The organism is Pseudarthrobacter chlorophenolicus, assembly GCF_000962805.1.
In the GTDB taxonomy this organism is placed as follows: Bacteria; Actinomycetota; Actinomycetes; order Actinomycetales; family Micrococcaceae; genus Arthrobacter; species Arthrobacter chlorophenolicus_A.
Map to the genome: position 1 here is coordinate 30,137 of NZ_JZTW01000026.1, position 17,626 is coordinate 47,762.

Below are 17,626 nucleotides of genomic sequence, written 5' to 3' on the forward strand. Positions count from 1 at the left end.
GGCGCGGGACTGAAGAAGTACACAGAGGGGACGCAATGAGGCATGCCTCCGCGGTCAAGCGCGCCAACAACGGAACCGGGCACACCCCGCGGCTCGACATCCAGGGGCTCCGCGCGCTGGCCGTCGGCCTCGTAGTCATCTACCACCTCCGGCCCGAAGCCCTGGCGGGCGGGTTCATCGGAGTAGACGTCTTCTTCGTCATCTCAGGCTTCCTGATCATTGGCTCCCTTGCACGGGAAGCTGCCAAGCACTCGTCGATCTCCGTCCCCGCCTTCTATGCCAGGCGGATCCGCAGGCTTTTTCCGGCGTCTGCAGCCGTCCTGGTGACGGTCCTGCTGGGCACCGTGCTGCTGCTTCCGCAGAGCCGCTGGCAGGGCATCTCGGCCGATGTGCTTTTTTCGCTCCTACAAGTCCAGAACTGGCATCAGGCGTTGTCCGCGGTGTCCTACGCGGGAGCCACCGGGGAAGTCTCACCGCTGCAACACTTCTGGTCCCTCGCCGTCGAGGAGCAGTTCTACCTGGTGATCCCGTTCTTCTTCCTGGGCCTTGTGCTTGCCGCCCGCCGGATGAACCGGGCGCCAGACAGGTTTATCGTCCCCGCACTGTCTGCGGTGGCACTGGCCTCCTTTGCCTACAGCGTCTACCTCAGCAACCACGAACACACCCTGGCCTACTTCGTGACAGGCACCCGCGTGTGGGAGTTGGCTGTCGGCGGGCTGGCGGCCCTGGTCCCGACCATGGGCATCCTCACAGGGCGCCGCGCCGCCCTTGCCGGCTGGGTGGGCGTCGCCGCCGTCGTCATCCCCGTCTTCTTCCTGACCACCGATATGCCGTTCCCCGGCAGCATCGCCGCCATACCCGTACTCGGCACGGCGCTGCTCCTGAGGTCCGGCAGTGCGGCGGCAGCCGTTCCGTGGTCAGCGTCCAGGGTGCTCAGCCTCCGGCCGCTGACCTTCATCGGCGACGTGTCCTACTCGCTCTATTTGTGGCACTGGCCAGTCATCGTGTTCGCCGTCGCCCTGCTGGGCCGCGCGCCACGGATCCGGGAGGCCATCCTTTTGGCCGTGCTGAGCCTTGCGCTGGCTGCCGCATCCTACTACTGGGTGGAGCAGCGCTTCCGGCACCCTTCCAGCCGGAACACCGGGTGGGGCGGCCACCGGAAGGTGTATGTCCTTGCCATGTGCAGCGCTGTGCTGGTGACCGTGGCGGCGTGGGCACCGTGGCAGGTGGTAGAGGTCAAGCGGGCCCAACTGTCCACTGCACTGTCGGACCGGGACTACCCCGGCGCCCAGGCGTGGTCCGAGCGTCCCGCCGCCGTACCCGCGGGCCTGCCCGTCCGCCCGGATCCGTCCGTGGCGATGCAGGACGTTCCGGCCACGAGTGCCGGCGCGTGCGGTGTCTACGATCCTGCCTCCGTGCCTGATACTGACTGCTGGTTCGGGTCACAGGACCAGGAGGCCCCGGTGGTGGTTGTGGTGGGCGATTCGCACGCCGGCCAGTTCGTGGATCCGCTCGTTGCGGTGTCGAAGAAGATTCCGCTCCGGATCCATGCGATGGTGCGCAACGGATGCCCGTTCGCGCTGACTCCGCCCCGCTCCGCGGACACCGTGTATGCCAATTGCTCGGCGCAGAACGCCGTAACGGCGGAGAAGATTATCGCGCAGAAGCCGGATCTGGTCCTGGTGGCGGGGATGCGCGAGGACGGCTACCGCAAGGCGCTCGGCTGGCACTGGGCTCCGGAGTCCCCGCTGGTTGACGGGTACGTCCAGTCCCTGTCACGGCTGCGCGGGGCAGGCCTGCGCGTCGCCGTGATCGCCGATCCGCCGTACCCCGGCGGAAATCCAGTGGAATGCCTGCAGAAGCGCAGCAAACAGGATCAATGCGCAACGGCCGCCGCAGAGGCCCTCGCCGGAACGGACACCCTGGTGGCCGCCGCCGGCAAAGTTCCCGGGGTTGAAACCATCGACCTGTCCCGCCATTTCTGCCGCGACGGCGTCTGCCCGGTGGTTATCGGCAACGTCCTTGTCTACCGCGACAACCACATGACGAACACGTTCGCGAAGTCGCTGGCCCCGGACCTCGCCGTTGCACTGCGCCTGGGCTAAGGCCCGGAAGCCGGCAGGCCAGTCCCCCTGGTCGCCTTCATCGACGATGGTTGCGCCCAGCCACGTCTGGACGTCATCGGGACCGTCCGGAGGGAATACTCCTCGCGAACCCGACTCCTTCCCCAGCCCGCGTCTTTGGTTTCCCGGTAGTGGGCGTCATCAAAAAAATAATTTCGTGATCTGTGATCACATATCTAGACAGCGCTTGATTTGCTTACTAAAGTGACGTGCAGCACATGGCGCGAATCACCCCGCAGCCGGTGCCGGCATCAAGCAATCCCGCATCTCCTCCGCGTCACAGCCAACGCTGTACGCGCCCCCAGGGCGGATGCGTCCGCTAGCAAAAGGAAGAAACAATGGGCCTAAGCTTCGGCACAAAAGCTCCTCCAACCGCGCTCTCCGGTGAGGTGGTTGTTACCGGTCTCGGTAAGAGTTACGGCGCCGCCCGCGTGTTGTCGGACGTGAATCTTGCAATGAATGAGGGCGAAGTTGTCTCGATCATCGGACCGTCCGGTGCGGGCAAGAGCACTTTCCTGCGGTGCCTCAACTACCTTGAGGTGCCAACTGAGGGCAAGATCTCCATCGGCGGCGCCCATGTGGTGGCCGGCGGGAAGCTGCCGGACAAGGCGAGCCTCGACCACCTCCGGCGCGTGACCGGCATGGTCTTCCAGAGCTTCAACCTGTTCCCGCACCTGACTGTGATGGAGAACATCACCCTGCCGCAACGCAAGGTCCTCGGATCCAGCAAGGAACAGGCGCAGGCGGTTGCCGAACGGTTGCTCAAGCGTGTTGGACTTCCGGACAAGGCCAAGGCCTATCCCGCCCGCCTCTCCGGAGGACAGCAACAGCGCATCGCCATTGCCCGGGCCCTGGCGCTCTCCCCAAAGGTCATGCTGTTCGACGAGCCCACCTCAGCCCTCGATCCCGAGATCGGCCTCGAGGTCCTGGCAGTCATGCGCGACCTCGCAGACGAAGGTATGACCATGCTGGTGGTCACCCACGAAATGCACTTCGCCCGGGACGTATCGGACCGGATCATGGTGATGGGCAACGGGGGCGTTCTGGAGATCGGGCCCAGCGAACAGGTCATGTCCCAGCCGCAGAACGAACGCACCCGCCAGTTTCTCAAGGCCGTACTGGACCGGTGAGGCGTCGATGATCACCCAACTACTGTCCTCGATTGCCCAGGGCGTCGGACTCACCCTGTACGTTACGGCCGCCTCCCTGATCATCGGCGGCGTGATCGGCCTGGTCCTGGTCGGCGCCGCCCGCTCCCCCATCGCCATCATCCGCAGCATCGCCACCCTGTACATCAACATCGTCAGGGTGATCCCGCCGATCACCTGGCTGTTCCTCATCTACTTCGGCCTCCCCCAGTTCGCACTGAGGCTCACTACCATCCAGGCCGCCATCATCGGCTTTTCCATCATCGCCTCGGCGTTCATGGCCGAGATCTACCGCTCGGGGCTGTTGAGCATCCCTGATGGCCAGCGTGAAGCCGCCCATGCGCTGGGGCTCAGCACAGTCACCACGGTGGGGCACATCATTACCCCGCAGGCATTCCGGGTGGCGTTGCCGGCCATCGCCACCTATGGCATCGGCCTGTTGAAGGATTCAGCCCTGGCCTCCACCATCGGCGTCCGCGAAATCACTTATTACGCCCAGCAATGCGCCAAGCAAACCCACGAAGGCCTCCTGTCGTTCGTGGTTGCCGGGCTCCTCTACATCGTGATCAGCCTCGCGGTGGCCCTGGTTTCGCGCCGGGTTGACCTGACGCTGCGCCGGAAGATCGGAGTGGCGTGATGGACCTGCTCACACAATGGCTCGGCTGGCTGCCGGACCTCGCTCCCGGACTGGGCGTCAGCCTCCAACTGACCGGCCTTTCCCTGCTCTTCGGCTTCCCCCTCGGGTTGCTGTTCGCCGTCATGGCGGCATCGAAACTTGCACCGCTGCAGTGGATCTCGTTCCTGTTCGTGGAGATCGGCCGCGGCCTGCCCGCACTGGTGCTGCTGTACCTGCTGTACTTCAGCCTCCCCGACGCCGGAATCACGCTGACCTCGCTGATGACGGCGATCATCGCCTTGACCTGGAACACCGGCGCCTACGCCTCGGAGTACTTCCGCGCCGGACTTGCTGCCGTCCCGCTGGGCCAAAAGGAAGCGGCGCTAACCTCCGGGCTCCGTGGCTGGTCGGGATTCCGGCTCATCATCCTGCCGCAGGCACTGCGCATCTCCACCCCGCCCCTGGCCGGGCTCGCCGTCCTGGTCTTCCAGGGCAGCGCCCTCGCCTTCGTGATCGCTGTGCCGGAACTTATGTCAAAGGCCTTCGAAATCGGATCCATCACCTTCGAATACCTCAGCGTCTATGTCCTCACCGCAGTGGTCTACGGATCCATCACCCTCGTCTTCCTCGCACTCGTCCGGGTGCTCGAATGGCGACTCGGACGCCACCTGCAACGCAACTGACCCAACCGCGCAAAAACCATCCCGCTTCACCACACACCCCGGGCCACCAGCCCCGTCCCATAACAAAGGAAAACCATGATGCGACCATCCCGTACCCTCGTGCGCGCACTTTCGGCGGGCACCGCCGCCGGCCTGCTCGCCATTTCGCTCAGCGCCTGTGGCGGTACTGAATCAGCCGGCGGCAGCTCCGACTGCAAGCCGGCCCACGAGCTCAAGACCCTCAACGACGGCGAGCTCACGGTTGCAAGCTACGACTACGCACCGGCCACGATCCTCGACGGTGACAGTGTCACCGGCATGGAGGGCGACCTGATCGCCGAGATCGCCAAGCTCGAATGCCTCAAAGTCACTGTCAGCACCTCAGGCGGCGCCGGTGCGGTGATCCCGTCAGTGCAGACCAAGCGTGTGGACATCGGTTCGGGCAACTGGCTGCGCACCAAGGAACGGACCAAGATCGTCTACATGAGCACCCCGCTGTGGAGTGACCCGCAGGCGATTGTTTCGACCACGGGCATCACCAGCGACGACCTGGAGGGCAAGATGGTCGGCTCGGTGGCCGGCAACCTCTGGAACGACAGCATGAGCAAATGGCTGGGCGACAAGTTCAAGATCTACCAGGATGACGAGTCCATCTACTCCGACCTCAAGGCCGGCCGGATCGATGCCCTGGTGGCATCGTCGGCATCCGCCAAATACCGTTTCAAGGACGCACCCATCGAAGGCGCCAAGGTCATCGACGTCAAACCCAACGCCAACGTTCCCCAGTTCGCTGCCGTGGGCCAGGTAATGCTGCCGTCCAGCCTTGAGAACGACGCGCTCGGAAAGGCCCTGGACGAAGACATCCAGACGCTCCGCGAGAACGGCACCATCAAGAAGATCCTGGACAAATACGGAATTGACCCCTCAGTGGGTGAACCGGGCGCACCCAGCGAGCTCTGACGCCGTCGTTATCCCTCAGTGCGGCGCCGGCCAACCTGTCCGGCGCCGCACTGCCGCTATCCCGGGGCCCAAAAGGTCCCCGGTCCGGGGCCGGCCCGCAGATGCGCTGATCCGTGAAGCGGTCAGCAAGGAAGCCCGGCCCATCGTGGTGGGCAACCGCAGGATGCACGGCATCGGACGCGTCCTCGGAAGCGTCGCCAACAGCGTGGCCCGCAATGCCCCCTGCGACGTCTACATCGCCAATACCTACGAAGCCGTCTGATGTGGACCACTGAATTTCCCAGAAGGAGCGAACCTTGCACGACGTAATCATTGTTGGCGCCGGCGCCGCCGGGCTCGGAACCGCGTACTACCTCCGGGACTCGGGCCTGGACGTCCTGGTCCTTGAGTCCGGGCAGGATATCGGCGGACGGTCCCACACCGTCCAGCTCTCGGGAACACCGGCAAATTCCGGGGCGATGTTCGTGTACAAGGGGACGAACTCAGAAAAGCTGGTCCATGAGCTGGGCATCGAAACTGTTCCGTTCCTCCCCACAACGTACGGTATCCACGTCAACGGCAAGACCGTTGTGTCCCGCACCAATGAGGATGTGGTGGCCGGCCTGAACCTCACCGGCCCGGAAAAAACCGAGCTGACGAAGTTCATCGATGACTCCCTCACCGAGTACCAGGACTATGTCAGTGACCGGACCACCCCCAGCGAGCTCCACCGTCTTTCGGATGAGACGGTGGCCGAAAGAATTGCCGGACTCCTGCCGGCTGTCCGCGACATCATCGCCACGGCCATCCGGGGCGGCGCCGTGGGCGACCCCGCGAATCTGTCGGCAAAATACGCGATGCGCTACTTTGCCAGCTACCTGGCCAGGGAAAGGGACAACCGCCTGTACGCGGTAAAAGGAATGCAGGAGATTCCACGGGCGATGCTTCGCCAACTGCCCGCCGGCACGGTCCGTTGCGATGCACGGGTAACGGGCGTGGCTCCGCTCCAGGACCGGGACGGTTACGCAGTGTCCGTTGCGGGCGGGGCCGGTGGGCAGGAACTGACTGCCAAACACGTGGTTCTGGCCGTGCCCGCCCCGGTGGTGCCCCACGTCGTCGGGAATTTGCCGGAATGGAAGGTGGCTGCACTGGAAAGGGTGGCCTGCCCGGGGAGCACCACCCTGAACATTGTGGCCAACATAGAGGGGCTCCCCGAATTCCGGGACTGGGCTTTCGTGGTGACAGTCGGGATGCCATTCGACGCCATCATCAACCCCGTGCCAGGCGGCGACGGCGGCTCCGAAAAGAACATCCTCCAGCTCACTTGCTACGGCAATTCCTCGGGCTACCTGCCAGGCTTCGGTGACGACCGGGAAAGGATCGCCGAATGGATGGAGCACGTCTACACGGTGGCCCCTGAGCTCCGCGGCCGGGTAATCGGCGTGCATGCCCAAACCTGGCAACATTGCTTTGCCCTGCTCAGCCCGGAGCGGGCCGGAGCCCTGCCCGAACTCCAGCGTTCCATCGGCTCACTGCATTTCGCCGGCGACTACACGTCGGAGACCGCCGGAACGCATGGAGCTTACGCCGAGGCGGAGCGGGTGGCGGCGCAGATCCGGGCTGCCCTGAAGCCTGATTGCTAGTGGTGCCAGGGCGGGCCAGGCCTGCTCACACTGCTTCTAACCCTCGCACTCACGGCAGTATGCGTGGCCGTTGCTTTCGCGCGCCAGCTGGGACCGGTGCCGGACCAGGAAGCACGAGTAGCAGGTGAATTCGTCAGCGCCCTGGGGAATGACCTGCACCGTCAGTTCCTCGGAGACAATTTCTCCGCCCGGGGTGAGGCCTTCATCCAGTGCGTCCGCCTCGTCCAGCTGGGTGACAACGCTGCGGGCGTCGGGGGCGTTGGCGGATTGCAGCGCCTCCAGGGAACGGTCCTGCGACTCCTTAACGTCGGAGCGGACCTCGTCATAATCGGTTGCCACGGGTGCATCTCATTTCTCTTGCCGGCTGCTCTCTTGACGTGTCTCCAACGTGCGCCGTTGCGCCATTGTTCCCGGACAGGCCAAGACACCTAGAGTTCAAGTCATGCCTTCCACGAATTTCCGTCCGCAGTACATCTCCTTTGACTGCTACGGCACCCTGATCAACTTCCAACTCGATGCAACCACCCGGCGCCTCCTCGCCGGCCGCCTTACGGAAGAGCAGTGGCCCGCCTTCAAGGCGATGTTCCGGGCTTACCGGTATGACCAGGTCTGCGGGGAGTACTACGCGTACCAGCAGGTCCTGGAGGATGCCTTCAACCGCGTCTGCAGGAGGTGGGGGCTGGCGGCCACAGAGGGGGCCGGCGCAGAGTTCGGCGACGCCGTTCGAAGCTGGGGCGCGCACGGGGACGTTCCCGGCCCCCTTGAGATCATGGGCCGGAACTACCCCCTGGTCATCCTCTCCAACGCCGATCAAAGTTTCCTCGAAACCAGCGTTCCGCGCCTGGGTGCCACCTTCCACGCGGTGTATTCCGCAGAACAGGCCGGCGCCTACAAGCCCAGATACCAGGCATTCGAGTACATGCTTGACTCGCTGGCCGCCTCACCGGAGGACTTCCTGCACATCTCCTCCCATACCCGGTATGACCTGATGCCCGCCCACGACCTCGGCTTCACCAGCACGGTCTACCTGGACCGCGGCTACGACCCGCACAGCCCCGGTTACAACTACGCCACCGTCCGCTCGCTGGATGAGCTCAACCGGCAGCTGGGCCTGTAGGCAGTGTCCGGCAACCGCGAACGGCCGGTCGTTGCCGTCCTGTACCGGGAGGAGCTTCCGCCCCGGCTCCGGGACATTGAACGGTTGGCCGAGGTCCGCCCCGTGACGGCGGAAAATCTGGCCGGCGCCTTAGCGGGAGCTGACGTCCTGTACCAGTGGCACTCGTTCGCACCGGCGCTGCGGGACAACTGGCACGCAGCGTCCTCCCTGCAATGGATCCATGTTTCCGCCGCCGGCGTGGACAAGCTGCTGTTTGCGGAACTGGCTCACAGCGACGTCGTCCTGACGAATTCCAGGGGGGTGCTCAGCCGCGCCATCGCAGAGTTTGCCCTGGGCTTCGTCCTGGACATCGCCAAGGATGCGCAGGGTTCGTTCCTGCTGCAACAGCAGCAGCAATGGCAGCACCGGGTCACCCGGAGAATTCACGGCAGGCGCGTGCTGGTGGTGGGCACCGGTTCCATCGGCCGCGAGATCGCCAGGCTCTTCAGGGCCGTGGGGATGGACGTGAGCGGGGCCGGGCGCACCAGCCGCCCCGGCGATGCGGATTTCACCGATATCCACAGCTCCGCAGACCTGGCGGGTGTGGTGGGCAGCTTCGATTTCGTGGTGCTTGCCGCCCCGCTGACCCCAGACACCCGCGGGATGATCGGTGCGGAGGTATTCGCCGCGATGAAGCCTTCGGCCCATGTCATCAACGTCGGACGCGGCGAACTCATCCAGACGGACGCCCTGGTGCACGCCCTGACCGGCGGGGACATCGCCGGCGCCGCCCTCGACGTGGTCCATCCGGAGCCACTCTCCTTGGGACATCCGCTGTGGAGCATGCGGAATGTGGTCCTGACGCCGCATATGAGCGGAGACACCGAGTCGTACCTGGACGAGTTGGCAGAACTGTTCGTCCATAACCTGCAACGGTTCGTCCAAGGCGAACCCCTGGTCAATATCGTGGACAAGTCGCTGGGCTTCGTCCGCTGACGGGTTTTCCCTGCGGCACTAAAGCCTGCAACTCCCTGCAGTGTTACTCCCATCAGGGACGCCGGTTTCCTTCCGCGCGAAAGGTTAGGCTAACCTAAACCGTCTTAGTTTCTTCTGCCCAACCCGTTCGGGCACATCTTCAGGCGGTTCCAGTGCGTAAACTCGGCCAACTTTCAGCGATAGGGCTTGCCGCCCTTACGGCCCTTACGGGCTGCGGACTCAGCGGCGGCGGGACCAGTGCAGCCAGCAAGGCGGCCGACCCCAACCAGCGGATCGTGGTGGATAACTTCCGGGCGCCCGTGGCCAACTGGGCGCTGGAGTCGGACGCCGCCTACATCCTCTCCCTCTCGGGCTGCCTGGAGACACTCACGAAGTACGACTCCGCCCAGGGAAAGGTTGTTCCCTTCCTGGCCACGGAGTGGAAGCAGGCCTCTCCCCTGGAGTGGGACTTCACCATCCGCGAAGGGGTCAAATTCCAGGACGGCACGGACTTCACAGCCGAATCGGTGGCGGCGGCTCTCACTTCCGTCCTCAAGGCGAAAGTACCTGCCCGGGCGTTCAACCCCAGCATCGTCAGCAAGGTGGAAGCTACGGACGCCCGCACCGTACGGGTCACCACCCCCGCGGAGAGCCCGCTGGTGCCGTACCGCCTGGCGAGCGTCAACACCGGCGTCCTTGCTCCCGCCGCCTACCAAGGAGCCACCGTTGACCCGTTTGGGCACTGCACCGGCCCCTTCACTCCGGTATCCGAGAAAGCAAAACAATCGCTGACGCTTGACCGCAACAGCGACTACTGGGGCGGGGACGTCCAGCTGGCAGGCGCCGAAGTACGCTTCATCACCAACGGCGCCACCAGGGCTACCCAGGTCCAGACCGGTGAGGCGGACATCTCCCTGTCCATCCCGGCGTCAGCACTGTCATCCCTGGAAAACGCCCCCGACGTATCAGTCCTCAAGGCGGACTCTCCACGGACTGCCACGCTCTACATGAACAACGGCAGAGCCCCATTCAACAACGTCGGCTTCCGCAAGGCACTCCGGTCCGCCCTGGACCTTGAGGCCCTGGCAGCCAGTGTCTACGAAGGCGCCGCGCTGCCCGCCGCCGGCCCCTTCGCGCCGTCCGAGCCCTGGGCAGGCACGGCCAGTGCACCACAGCAAAATGTCGAGGAGGCCAAGAAACTGCTCCAGTCCGCGGGCTACACGGCAGACCGGCCACTGGAGATCATCGCCATCGTGGAACGGGCCGAATTCGCGGACGTCGCCACCGTCATCCAGGACAACCTCAAAGCGATCGGCGTCCCGGTCAGCATCCAGGCCAAGGAATACGCTTCCGCGGAGCCTGACGTCCTGGCCGGCAACTACGACATGATCCTCAGCCAGCGGAACCGGCTGATCGATATTGCCGATCCCATTGGCTTCCTCACCGCCGACTACACGTGCAAAGGCACCTACAACCTGAGCCACTTCTGCAACCAGGAGTACGACGACGTCATCGCGCAGGCGGCACGGACATCAAGCACCGAAGACCGCTACAAGCTGTACGCAAAGGCCGGTAAAATCCTGGACGCGGAGGCGGTCAACCTCTGGCTGGTCAACGAGCAGGCAACCGACGCCTTGCGCAGCAGCGTCATGAACTACGTTCAGGATCCCCTGTCCCGGTACGTGCTGACCGCCCAGACCGCGAAGTCCGGGTCCTGAGGCCCGGTCACAAACTTTCGGACCAGCAGCATGCTCACCTTTCTCGCTAAGCGGACGGCGACCCTCGTGGCCGCCGTCCTGCTGTCGTCCTACGCCGTCTTCCTTATCCCGTATGTGACCCCTGGCGATCCGGTCCGGAAGATCATCCGTTCCCGCGTCGCCGGGGACGTGGTGGATGATTCCACCGTCAAGGCCCTGGGCGAAAGCCTGGGGCTCCAGGATCCGTTGCCCGTCCAATACCTTCGGTGGCTCGGTGACTTCTTCACCGGTGACATGGGCCTGTCCCATGTCAGCCGCACGCCCGTTGCGGACCAGGTCATTCCCGCATTGGGCATCACCCTCAGCCTGGTGATCGTTGCGCTGGGCACGGCCGTGGTGGTCTCGCTGCCGCTGGGAATCACCGCAGCGCTCAGGCAGGGTGGCAGGACGGACAAGTTGATCACCACCATCACCCAGTCCTTCATTGCCATGCCGGAGTACTGGCTGGCGCCGCTCCTGGTCCTCGTCTTTGCACTGAAGCTATCGCTGCTTCCGTCTGCAGGCTGGAGTACGCCTGCCTCGATGGTGCTGCCGGCGGCCACCTTGGCGCTGCGGCCCATCAGCTTCTTCACGTCGGCCGTGCGTGCCGGGGTGATCGACGCCCTTGAGGCCGACCACATTCCGGCCGCCAGGGCCCGTGGCCTGAGCCGGACGCAGACCATCCTCCACCACGTGGTGCCCAACGGGCTCGTCCCGCTGTCCACGCTTTTTGCCGTCTGGTTTGCCGGGCTCCTGGGCGGTTCAGTCATTGTTGAGGTCATCTTTGCCATCCCCGGCATGGGGCGGTTGCTCTACGACGCAGTCATCAACAGCGACATCCCCCTGGCGCAGGGCGGCGTAGTGGTGGTGGTGGGACTTGCCGTGGCCATCACCACCCTCGCCGATTTCCTGCACCGGATCCTCAGCCCCAAGGTGGGAGGCACCCTTGCGTAAATGGCCTGCGACAGACGCTGCCGCCGTCGTGATCCTCATCCTCGCGGTCGCTGCAGTGGCGGCGGCCCCCTGGCTGGCGCCCTTTCCCCCCGACGAGCAGAACCTGGCCGCACGGCTGGCCCCTCCTGGCGGCGCCCACCTCCTGGGAACTGACCACCTGGGGCGGGACACACTGAGCAGGCTGCTCGACGGCGGGCGCTTCTCCATGCTGGTGGCGGCGCTGGCCACGGTGCTCACCGGAGTCATCGGACTGACCATCGGCGTCCTCAGCGCGCGGCGCAAAGGCTGGCTGGATGAGTTCTTTACCCGCACCAACGACGTGCTCCTCGCCCTCCCGGAAATGGTGGTGGCACTGTTCATCGTGGCTGCCATGGGTACTGGCTTTATGTCTCTGCTGGTGGCCCTGACGGTGACCGGGTGGACGCCGTTCGCCCGGCTGGCCCGCACCCTGGCCTACGACGTGTCGGCACGGGGCTTCGTTGAAGCCGCACGCGTGGTGGGCTGCCCGCCGTCGTTCATTATCTTCCGCCATGTCCTCCCCCACCTGGCTGCTCCCATGCTGGGGCAGGCGACGCTTCGGTTCGGGCAGCTGCTCATCAGCGTCGGTGCGCTGTCCTACCTGGGGCTTGGCGTGCAGCCGCCGCAGTCCGACTGGGGCTCCATGCTGGCAGCTGCCCAGCCGTATGCGGAACGTGCCCCTTGGGGAATCCTGGCACCCGGCCTCGCCATCTTCGTCATCGCCCTGTGCGTTACCCTCATTGGGCAGCGAGCCGCCCGCCGGGCAGCAGACCCCATCGACGCAATCGTGACGGAGGGCCAGCATGCCTGAGCTTGTCATCGAGGACCTGTCAGTTGGAGGTCCCGGACGCACAGTGCTGTCCGGTGTCAGCCTGACCGTCAGGCCAGGTGAATTCGTGGCGCTGGTGGGCGGATCGGGTTCCGGCAAGACCATGACAGCCCGATCAGTACTTCAGCTGCTGCCGCCAGCCCTGAGCGTGCAGCACGGCACCGTACGGCTCGGCACGCTGGAGATCACGACGGCGTCCGAGACGGAGCTGAACAGCGTCCGTGGGGGTCGGTTGGGAATGCTCTTCCAACAGCCCAAGAAAATGTTCAACCCGAACAGGACCATCCGCAAGCATCTCCTGGAGCCCCTGAAACTTCATGGCGGACTTCGCGGCAGGGTGGCCGAGGCGAAAGTCCTGGAGCTCCTGGCGGAGGTCGGCTTCGAAAACCCGGACTGGGGCGCCCGCGCCTACCCCCACCAGCTCTCGGGTGGCATGGCCCAGCGGGCCATGACCGCCATGGCCCTTGCCGGCCAGCCGGAGATCCTCCTGGCAGATGAGCCGACGTCGGCCCTGGACAAAGTCCTGGAGCAGCAGATCCTGGAACTGCTCGACCGGGAGAGGACGCAGCGCGGACTGGGAATCCTCTACATCACCCATAACCTCGCCTCGGTGGCGGCTTTCGCAGATAGGGTCCTGGTGATGCAGGACGGGAAGATCGTGGAGTCAGGAACTACGGAGTCCGTCCTGCGAAACCCCCGGACCGGCTATACCCGCGAACTCCTGGAGGCATCCAACTTGGCACCGTCCGGCACGTTGGACACCGCCGCCGGCCAGAGCGACGTGCTGACCCTGGCCAATGTCTGTAAGCAATTCGGGACAGGGCGGCGCCGCGGCCGTCCGGCCCTGGACGATGTCTCGCTCACCCTGAAGCGCGGCGAGATCCTTGGCGTGCTGGGCCAGTCGGGCTCCGGGAAAAGCACGCTTGCCCGGGCCATCGTGGGGCTCGAAACCATCAGCAGCGGAACCATGGCCCGAAAGCTATCGCCTGGCGCCGGCGAAGCACCTACAGCCGTTCAAATGGTGTTCCAGGAACCGCATGACTCCTTTGATCCGAGGATGACCCTCCGGGCGAGTCTTGAGGCGCCTCTGCGGCGCTGGCTGGATCCCTCGGAGCGCAGCCGCCGGCTTAGGGAGGCAATGGAGGACGTCGAGCTTGATCCGGCCTTGCTGGACCGGCGCCCCGCCGACTGTTCAGGCGGACAGCTGCAACGCGTCACAATCGCGAGGGCCCTGCTGATGGAACCCGAGGTGCTCATCTGCGACGAAGCGACGTCGGCGCTGGACGCGTTGACGCAGCGGACCATCCTGGACCTGCTGCAGCGGCTCAACCGCAAACGGGGGCTGTCCCTGATGGTCATTACCCATGACATGGATGTGGTGCGGCATATGTGCCAGCGCGTGGCGGTCCTCTTCCAGGGGCGTCTCGTTGAACTCACGGACACCCACCGGTTCTTCGCGGACCCCCGGCATCCGCACAGCCAGGACCTCGTATCAGCCGCCATCCCCTGCCGCGGACTGCACCTGAAGCGGATGAGGGCAGCTTCAGCCTGACCCGCGCGGCAGGGGCAGCGTCCGGGCCAGCCCCATCCGCTCAGAGGCTGCCGGTCACCGTGGCGTACGTTACCGCTTTGTCCTTGACCCGGCGGAGGTAGGCATCGGACTGGTTGTACGAGTAGATGGCCTGCGTCCACCCCTGGGCGGTTCGAAGGTCACGGCCGTGGAGGCAGAGGTAGGTGGCAGCACTGAGGGCGGCATCGTCGATATTGAAGGGGTCCGCCGTTCCATCACCGTTGCCGTCGCGGCCCACCAGCCGCCAGGTAGAAGGGATAAACTGCATGGGGCCGACGGCCCGGTCCCACTGCGCATCTCCGTCCAGCGCGCCGCCGTCGGTGTCCGGAATGGCGGCGAATCCTTGACCGTTGAGGCTGGGCCCCACAATGGCTCCACCCGCCTGCCCTGCTGCGTCCAGGCTGCCGCCGCCGTGGGTCCCGTTCCCCGATTCCACAAAACCAATGGCCGCCAGCGTGTTCCAGCCGATCCCGCAGGCCGGGGACGACGCATTGGCTGAGGAGGATGCGGCAACGTAGGCGCGCAGGGCCCTGGAGGGGATGCCGGTCTGCGCGGCTGCATCCGTGAGCCACCGGGCATCCGGGCTGGCCGTGACGTTCACAGCGGTTGACATGCCGGTACGCCCTGCATCGAGTTTCACGCCCGCCAACGGAGGTGGCGGGAGGAGCTTGCCGCTGCCCTCCGCACCGGACTGCCCGGCAATCCAGAACGAGAATGCGGTGCCCACGCAGATCAGGAACAGGCAGAGGACCACATAACGTCGAATACGGAGCACTGACCAATCAAACCACTCACCGCCCCGATCAGTTCACCTCTGCATGGCGGTGGCGTCACCGTGGCCTGAGGGCGTCGGGTGGGGTATCTTGTACCTACTCGTGGTTGAGCAGCCAGCCCGCACAGTGCGCGCAAGGGAGCCCCCGTGAGTTCTACGCCAACCACCAAAGGTTCAGCGGTCCACCACGCTCCCCTCCGCAGGTTTGCCCCGGAATCGGGCTAAGGACCACCTGTTGCACCGAGGATGCGGTAACAGGTGAGGGTGGCCCAAGGCAGTAGCGGCCCCCGCCGTGGGCCGGTACCAGAATTGGGGGCCGGCCCACGGTCCACCCGCAAGAAGGCTATGGACGGTGCGCTCCGGCCTTCCGGCCGTTCCGCAACGCAATAGGTTTCGCTTGTTGCGCCGGGCGCAGCTAGGGCCGGCCAGGTTCCGGCGGTTCCAGCCGATCGACGATGGCGGAGACAACCGTTCTGACGAGTTGCGGGTCGGCGGCGCGGGCTTCCCAGGCCTGGTGCATGGGCCAACCCTCGATCAGTGCATCAAGGGCCAGTGTGGTGGATTCCTGGAAGTGGAGGGAAAGGCTCTCCCGGCTTGTGGCAAGCCAATCCCGGCACAGATTCCACACCTTGGCGTTGTGATTGCCGAACGCGTACATCTCGAAAAGGCCTGTGATGTCCCGGGGCGCGGCGTAGTTGCCTCCGCAAATGAGGTCCACCACTGCATCAATGGCACCTTCGCGGGTACTGACGGCCTGCACCTTGTCGCGGTAAAGGGCGGCCATTCTTCCCGAAAGCAGCTCGAAGGCTTCCTCGATGATCCGGGTCAGCCCGTCGAAGTAGTAAGTCAGCGACCCCAGCGGCACCCCGGCGCGTTCGGCGATGAGGCGGTGCGTCGTCTGATGGGTGCCATGTTCAAGGATGACGTCAAGGGCAGCAACAACTATCGCTTCCCTGCGGCCTGATTCGCTGCGCGACGCGGGCTTTCCCACGGGATGCCTCCCTGATAGGCAATGGTCAACAACCGTGTAGCCTAGTTGAAGTAGTCATGTACATATGTACATGAATGAGGCTGGAAGCATTTTGGAGACAATCCCGTGACGATTCCCGTGAATAGACGACGGTTCGCCCTTGGACTTCTGTTCTTCCTCCCCGGCCTCACGATTGCGTCCTGGGTCACGCGGACCCCTGCCATCCGCGACTTGGTCGATGCCACCACGGCCCAGATGGGCCTGGTCCTGTTTGGCCTCTCCGTCGGTTCGATGATCGGCATCCTGGCCTCCGGGACCCTCGTGGCCCGTTTCAGTACCCGGCCTGTCATCTTCGCGGGCATCGGCGGGGTTATTGCCAGCATGCCGACCATTGGGGTGGGAGCGGCCCTGGGCAGCGCTGTATTGGTGGCGGCAGGGCTGTTCCTGTTCGGCGTTGGCATGGGCTCAAGCGAAGTGGCCATGAACATCGAAGGTGCCGAGGTTGAGCAACTTCTGGGACGATCGTTCCTCCCCCTCCTGCACGGGTTCTTCAGCCTGGGCACGGTAGTGGGGGCGCTGGCGGGCATCGCCTTCACCGCGACGGACTTCCCCGTCCTGTGGCACTTGATCATTATCGGAGCGGTATCCATCCTCGCCTGGGCGTTGGCGATGCCGCACGTCGCCAGGGGAACAGGCATCCGCCAACCCACAGCCAGTGCAGGGACCCGCCGGAGATGGGCCGGGCTCGACAGGTCACTGCTGCCTATCGGAATCGTTATCCTCGCCATGGCACTGGCCGAAGGAACGGCGAACGACTGGCTGCCCCTCGTGATGGTTGACGGTCACGGCCTTGATCCGGCGTTTGGCTCGGCCGTTTTTGCCGCCTTCGCCGCGGCCATGACCGCCGGCCGGTTCCTGGGCGGAAGCTTCGTCAACCGATTCGGCCAGGCCAAGGTCCTCACAGCCAGCGCACTCTTCGGAGCTGCCGGACTGGGGCTGGTTGCCTTCAGTGACAGCCAGATTGTGGCGGCGGCCGCCGTGCTGCTGTGGGGGTTCGGCGCATCAATGGGCTTCCCGTTGGCAATCTCCGCGGCGGGCGGCGACCACCCGGATGCCAGCGCCAGGGTGGCATTCGTGGCAACAATGGGATACGTCGCATTCCTCGTTGGACCGCCAGTCCTTGGACTCGTGGGCGAGGAGCACGGCCTGCGGAACGCGCTGATTATCCCCCTCGTGTTTGTCGTCGCCGCCGCACTGGTTGCTCCCCGCGTGGGGCGCGCAACGGATGCAGGCCGGCCGCACGGCCGGAGCGCGCGCGATGAGGAGCCCCAACCGGCAGGGCAGTCGAACCACAGCCTGTAGCGATTGCCTGGCCAGGATGCCTGGAAGAGAACGCACGACGGCGGCGGAAGGGTCCGCGTCCGCGCGCCCAGGTTTTCGGAGGCGTGGGTCATGACGTTCCGGAACCTCCCGACCGGCGGGATCATTCCCGGCGACAGCCGCAGGATTGCCGGACCTGAAGGTCGGCGGGGAAGATGAGGTGCTCGGGGGTGTTGCCCCGGCCCGTGCCGATGA

General features: G+C 65.0%; 16 protein-coding genes and 1 pseudogene. 14 read left to right on the top strand and 3 right to left on the bottom strand.

Annotated features, from left to right (window positions below; genetic code table 11):
* Positions 1–35: 35 nt before the first annotated feature.
* The 7 genes and pseudogenes from UC32_RS18880 (at position 36) to UC32_RS18910 (ending at position 7,131) form a co-directional block, all read left to right on the top strand.
* A complete protein-coding gene (locus UC32_RS18880; protein WP_045732709.1) occupies positions 36–2,105 on the top strand; it encodes an acyltransferase family protein in 2,070 nt (689 codons plus the stop codon).
* 356 nt (positions 2,106–2,461) lie between these two features.
* On the top strand, positions 2,462–3,253 hold the full coding sequence (locus UC32_RS18885) for an amino acid ABC transporter ATP-binding protein (RefSeq protein WP_045732710.1): 792 nt from the start codon (positions 2,462–2,464) through the stop codon (positions 3,251–3,253).
* A 7-nt stretch (positions 3,254–3,260) separates the two neighbouring features.
* Entirely contained in the window at positions 3,261–3,908 is a 648-nt protein-coding gene (locus UC32_RS18890) for an amino acid ABC transporter permease (protein ID WP_045732711.1), read from the top strand.
* Positions 3,908–4,570 (top strand): amino acid ABC transporter permease, encoded by a 663-nt coding sequence (locus tag UC32_RS18895; RefSeq protein ID WP_045732712.1) that lies wholly within the window; start codon positions 3,908–3,910, stop codon positions 4,568–4,570. Before UC32_RS18890 ends, UC32_RS18895 begins: the two co-directional genes overlap by 1 nt.
* A 78-nt stretch (positions 4,571–4,648) precedes the next feature.
* Positions 4,649–5,509 (top strand): substrate-binding periplasmic protein, encoded by an 861-nt coding sequence (locus UC32_RS18900; RefSeq protein ID WP_412178036.1) that lies wholly within the window; start codon positions 4,649–4,651, stop codon positions 5,507–5,509.
* Positions 5,505–5,771, top strand: a pseudogene (locus UC32_RS20645) (universal stress protein); the annotation flags it as partial. The gene UC32_RS18900 and the pseudogene UC32_RS20645, both read left to right, overlap by 5 nt.
* Before the next feature lie 34 nt (positions 5,772–5,805).
* Entirely contained in the window at positions 5,806–7,131 is a 1,326-nt protein-coding gene (locus UC32_RS18910) for a flavin monoamine oxidase family protein (protein ID WP_045732714.1), read from the top strand.
* A 36-nt stretch (positions 7,132–7,167) separates the two neighbouring features.
* Here the strand turns inward: UC32_RS18910 and UC32_RS18915 are convergent, their stop codons facing one another.
* Positions 7,168–7,470 carry a DUF4193 domain-containing protein gene (locus UC32_RS18915; RefSeq protein WP_045732715.1) on the bottom strand — a complete coding sequence of 101 codons (303 nt, stop codon included), beginning with the start codon at positions 7,468–7,470 and terminating at the stop codon, positions 7,168–7,170.
* A gap of 103 nt (positions 7,471–7,573) precedes the next feature.
* Between UC32_RS18915 and UC32_RS18920 the strand changes: the two genes are divergently transcribed.
* The 6 genes from UC32_RS18920 (at position 7,574) to UC32_RS18945 (ending at position 14,291) form a co-directional block, all read left to right on the top strand.
* Entirely contained in the window at positions 7,574–8,248 is a 675-nt protein-coding gene (locus UC32_RS18920) for a haloacid dehalogenase type II (RefSeq protein WP_045732716.1), read from the top strand.
* A 3-nt stretch (positions 8,249–8,251) separates the two neighbouring features.
* Positions 8,252–9,223: a D-2-hydroxyacid dehydrogenase gene (locus UC32_RS18925; RefSeq protein WP_045732717.1), complete on the top strand. Its 972-nt coding sequence runs from the start codon at positions 8,252–8,254 to the stop codon at positions 9,221–9,223.
* A 152-nt stretch (positions 9,224–9,375) separates the two neighbouring features.
* On the top strand, positions 9,376–10,920 hold the full coding sequence (locus UC32_RS18930) for an ABC transporter substrate-binding protein (RefSeq protein ID WP_045732718.1): 1,545 nt from the start codon (positions 9,376–9,378) through the stop codon (positions 10,918–10,920).
* Positions 10,921–10,950: 30 nt separating this feature from the next.
* On the top strand, positions 10,951–11,892 hold the full coding sequence (locus UC32_RS18935; RefSeq protein ID WP_045732719.1) for an ABC transporter permease: 942 nt from the start codon (positions 10,951–10,953) through the stop codon (positions 11,890–11,892).
* On the top strand, positions 11,885–12,721 hold the full coding sequence (locus UC32_RS18940; RefSeq protein ID WP_045732720.1) for an ABC transporter permease: 837 nt from the start codon (positions 11,885–11,887) through the stop codon (positions 12,719–12,721). The genes UC32_RS18935 and UC32_RS18940 overlap by 8 nt, the downstream gene beginning before the upstream one ends.
* Positions 12,714–14,291 carry an ATP-binding cassette domain-containing protein gene (locus UC32_RS18945; RefSeq protein WP_045732721.1) on the top strand — a complete coding sequence of 526 codons (1,578 nt, stop codon included), beginning with the start codon at positions 12,714–12,716 and terminating at the stop codon, positions 14,289–14,291. The genes UC32_RS18940 and UC32_RS18945 overlap by 8 nt, the downstream gene beginning before the upstream one ends.
* Positions 14,292–14,331: 40 nt before the next feature.
* Here the strand turns inward: UC32_RS18945 and UC32_RS18950 are convergent, their stop codons facing one another.
* Together UC32_RS18950 and UC32_RS18955 are read right to left on the bottom strand one after the other, a co-directional pair.
* Entirely contained in the window at positions 14,332–15,084 is a 753-nt protein-coding gene (locus UC32_RS18950; RefSeq protein WP_045732722.1) for a lytic transglycosylase domain-containing protein, read from the bottom strand.
* 412 nt (positions 15,085–15,496) lie between these two features.
* On the bottom strand, positions 15,497–16,072 hold the full coding sequence (locus tag UC32_RS18955; protein WP_045732723.1) for a TetR/AcrR family transcriptional regulator: 576 nt from the start codon (positions 16,070–16,072) through the stop codon (positions 15,497–15,499).
* 105 nt (positions 16,073–16,177) lie between these two features.
* Here UC32_RS18955 and UC32_RS18960 point away from each other — a divergent pair, with 105 nt between their 5' ends.
* Complete coding sequence (locus UC32_RS18960) at positions 16,178–17,413, top strand: MFS transporter (protein ID WP_082072223.1); 1,236 nt, start codon at positions 16,178–16,180, stop codon at positions 17,411–17,413.
* Positions 17,414–17,626: the final 213 nt, after the last annotated feature.

Coding starts and splice junctions, on each gene's coding strand:
- UC32_RS18935 (WP_045732719.1), top strand. CDS start 10,951: ATGCTCACCTTTCTCGCTAAGCGGACGGCGACCCTCGTGGCCGCCGTC.
- UC32_RS18920 (WP_045732716.1), top strand. CDS start 7,574: ATGCCTTCCACGAATTTCCGTCCGCAGTACATCTCCTTTGACTGCTAC.
- UC32_RS18900 (WP_412178036.1), top strand. CDS start 4,649: ATGCGACCATCCCGTACCCTCGTGCGCGCACTTTCGGCGGGCACCGCC.
- UC32_RS18945 (WP_045732721.1), top strand. CDS start 12,714: ATGCCTGAGCTTGTCATCGAGGACCTGTCAGTTGGAGGTCCCGGACGC.
- UC32_RS18885 (WP_045732710.1), top strand. CDS start 2,462: ATGGGCCTAAGCTTCGGCACAAAAGCTCCTCCAACCGCGCTCTCCGGT.
- UC32_RS18880 (WP_045732709.1), top strand. CDS start 36: ATGAGGCATGCCTCCGCGGTCAAGCGCGCCAACAACGGAACCGGGCAC.
- UC32_RS18890 (WP_045732711.1), top strand. CDS start 3,261: ATGATCACCCAACTACTGTCCTCGATTGCCCAGGGCGTCGGACTCACC.
- UC32_RS18895 (WP_045732712.1), top strand. CDS start 3,908: ATGGACCTGCTCACACAATGGCTCGGCTGGCTGCCGGACCTCGCTCCC.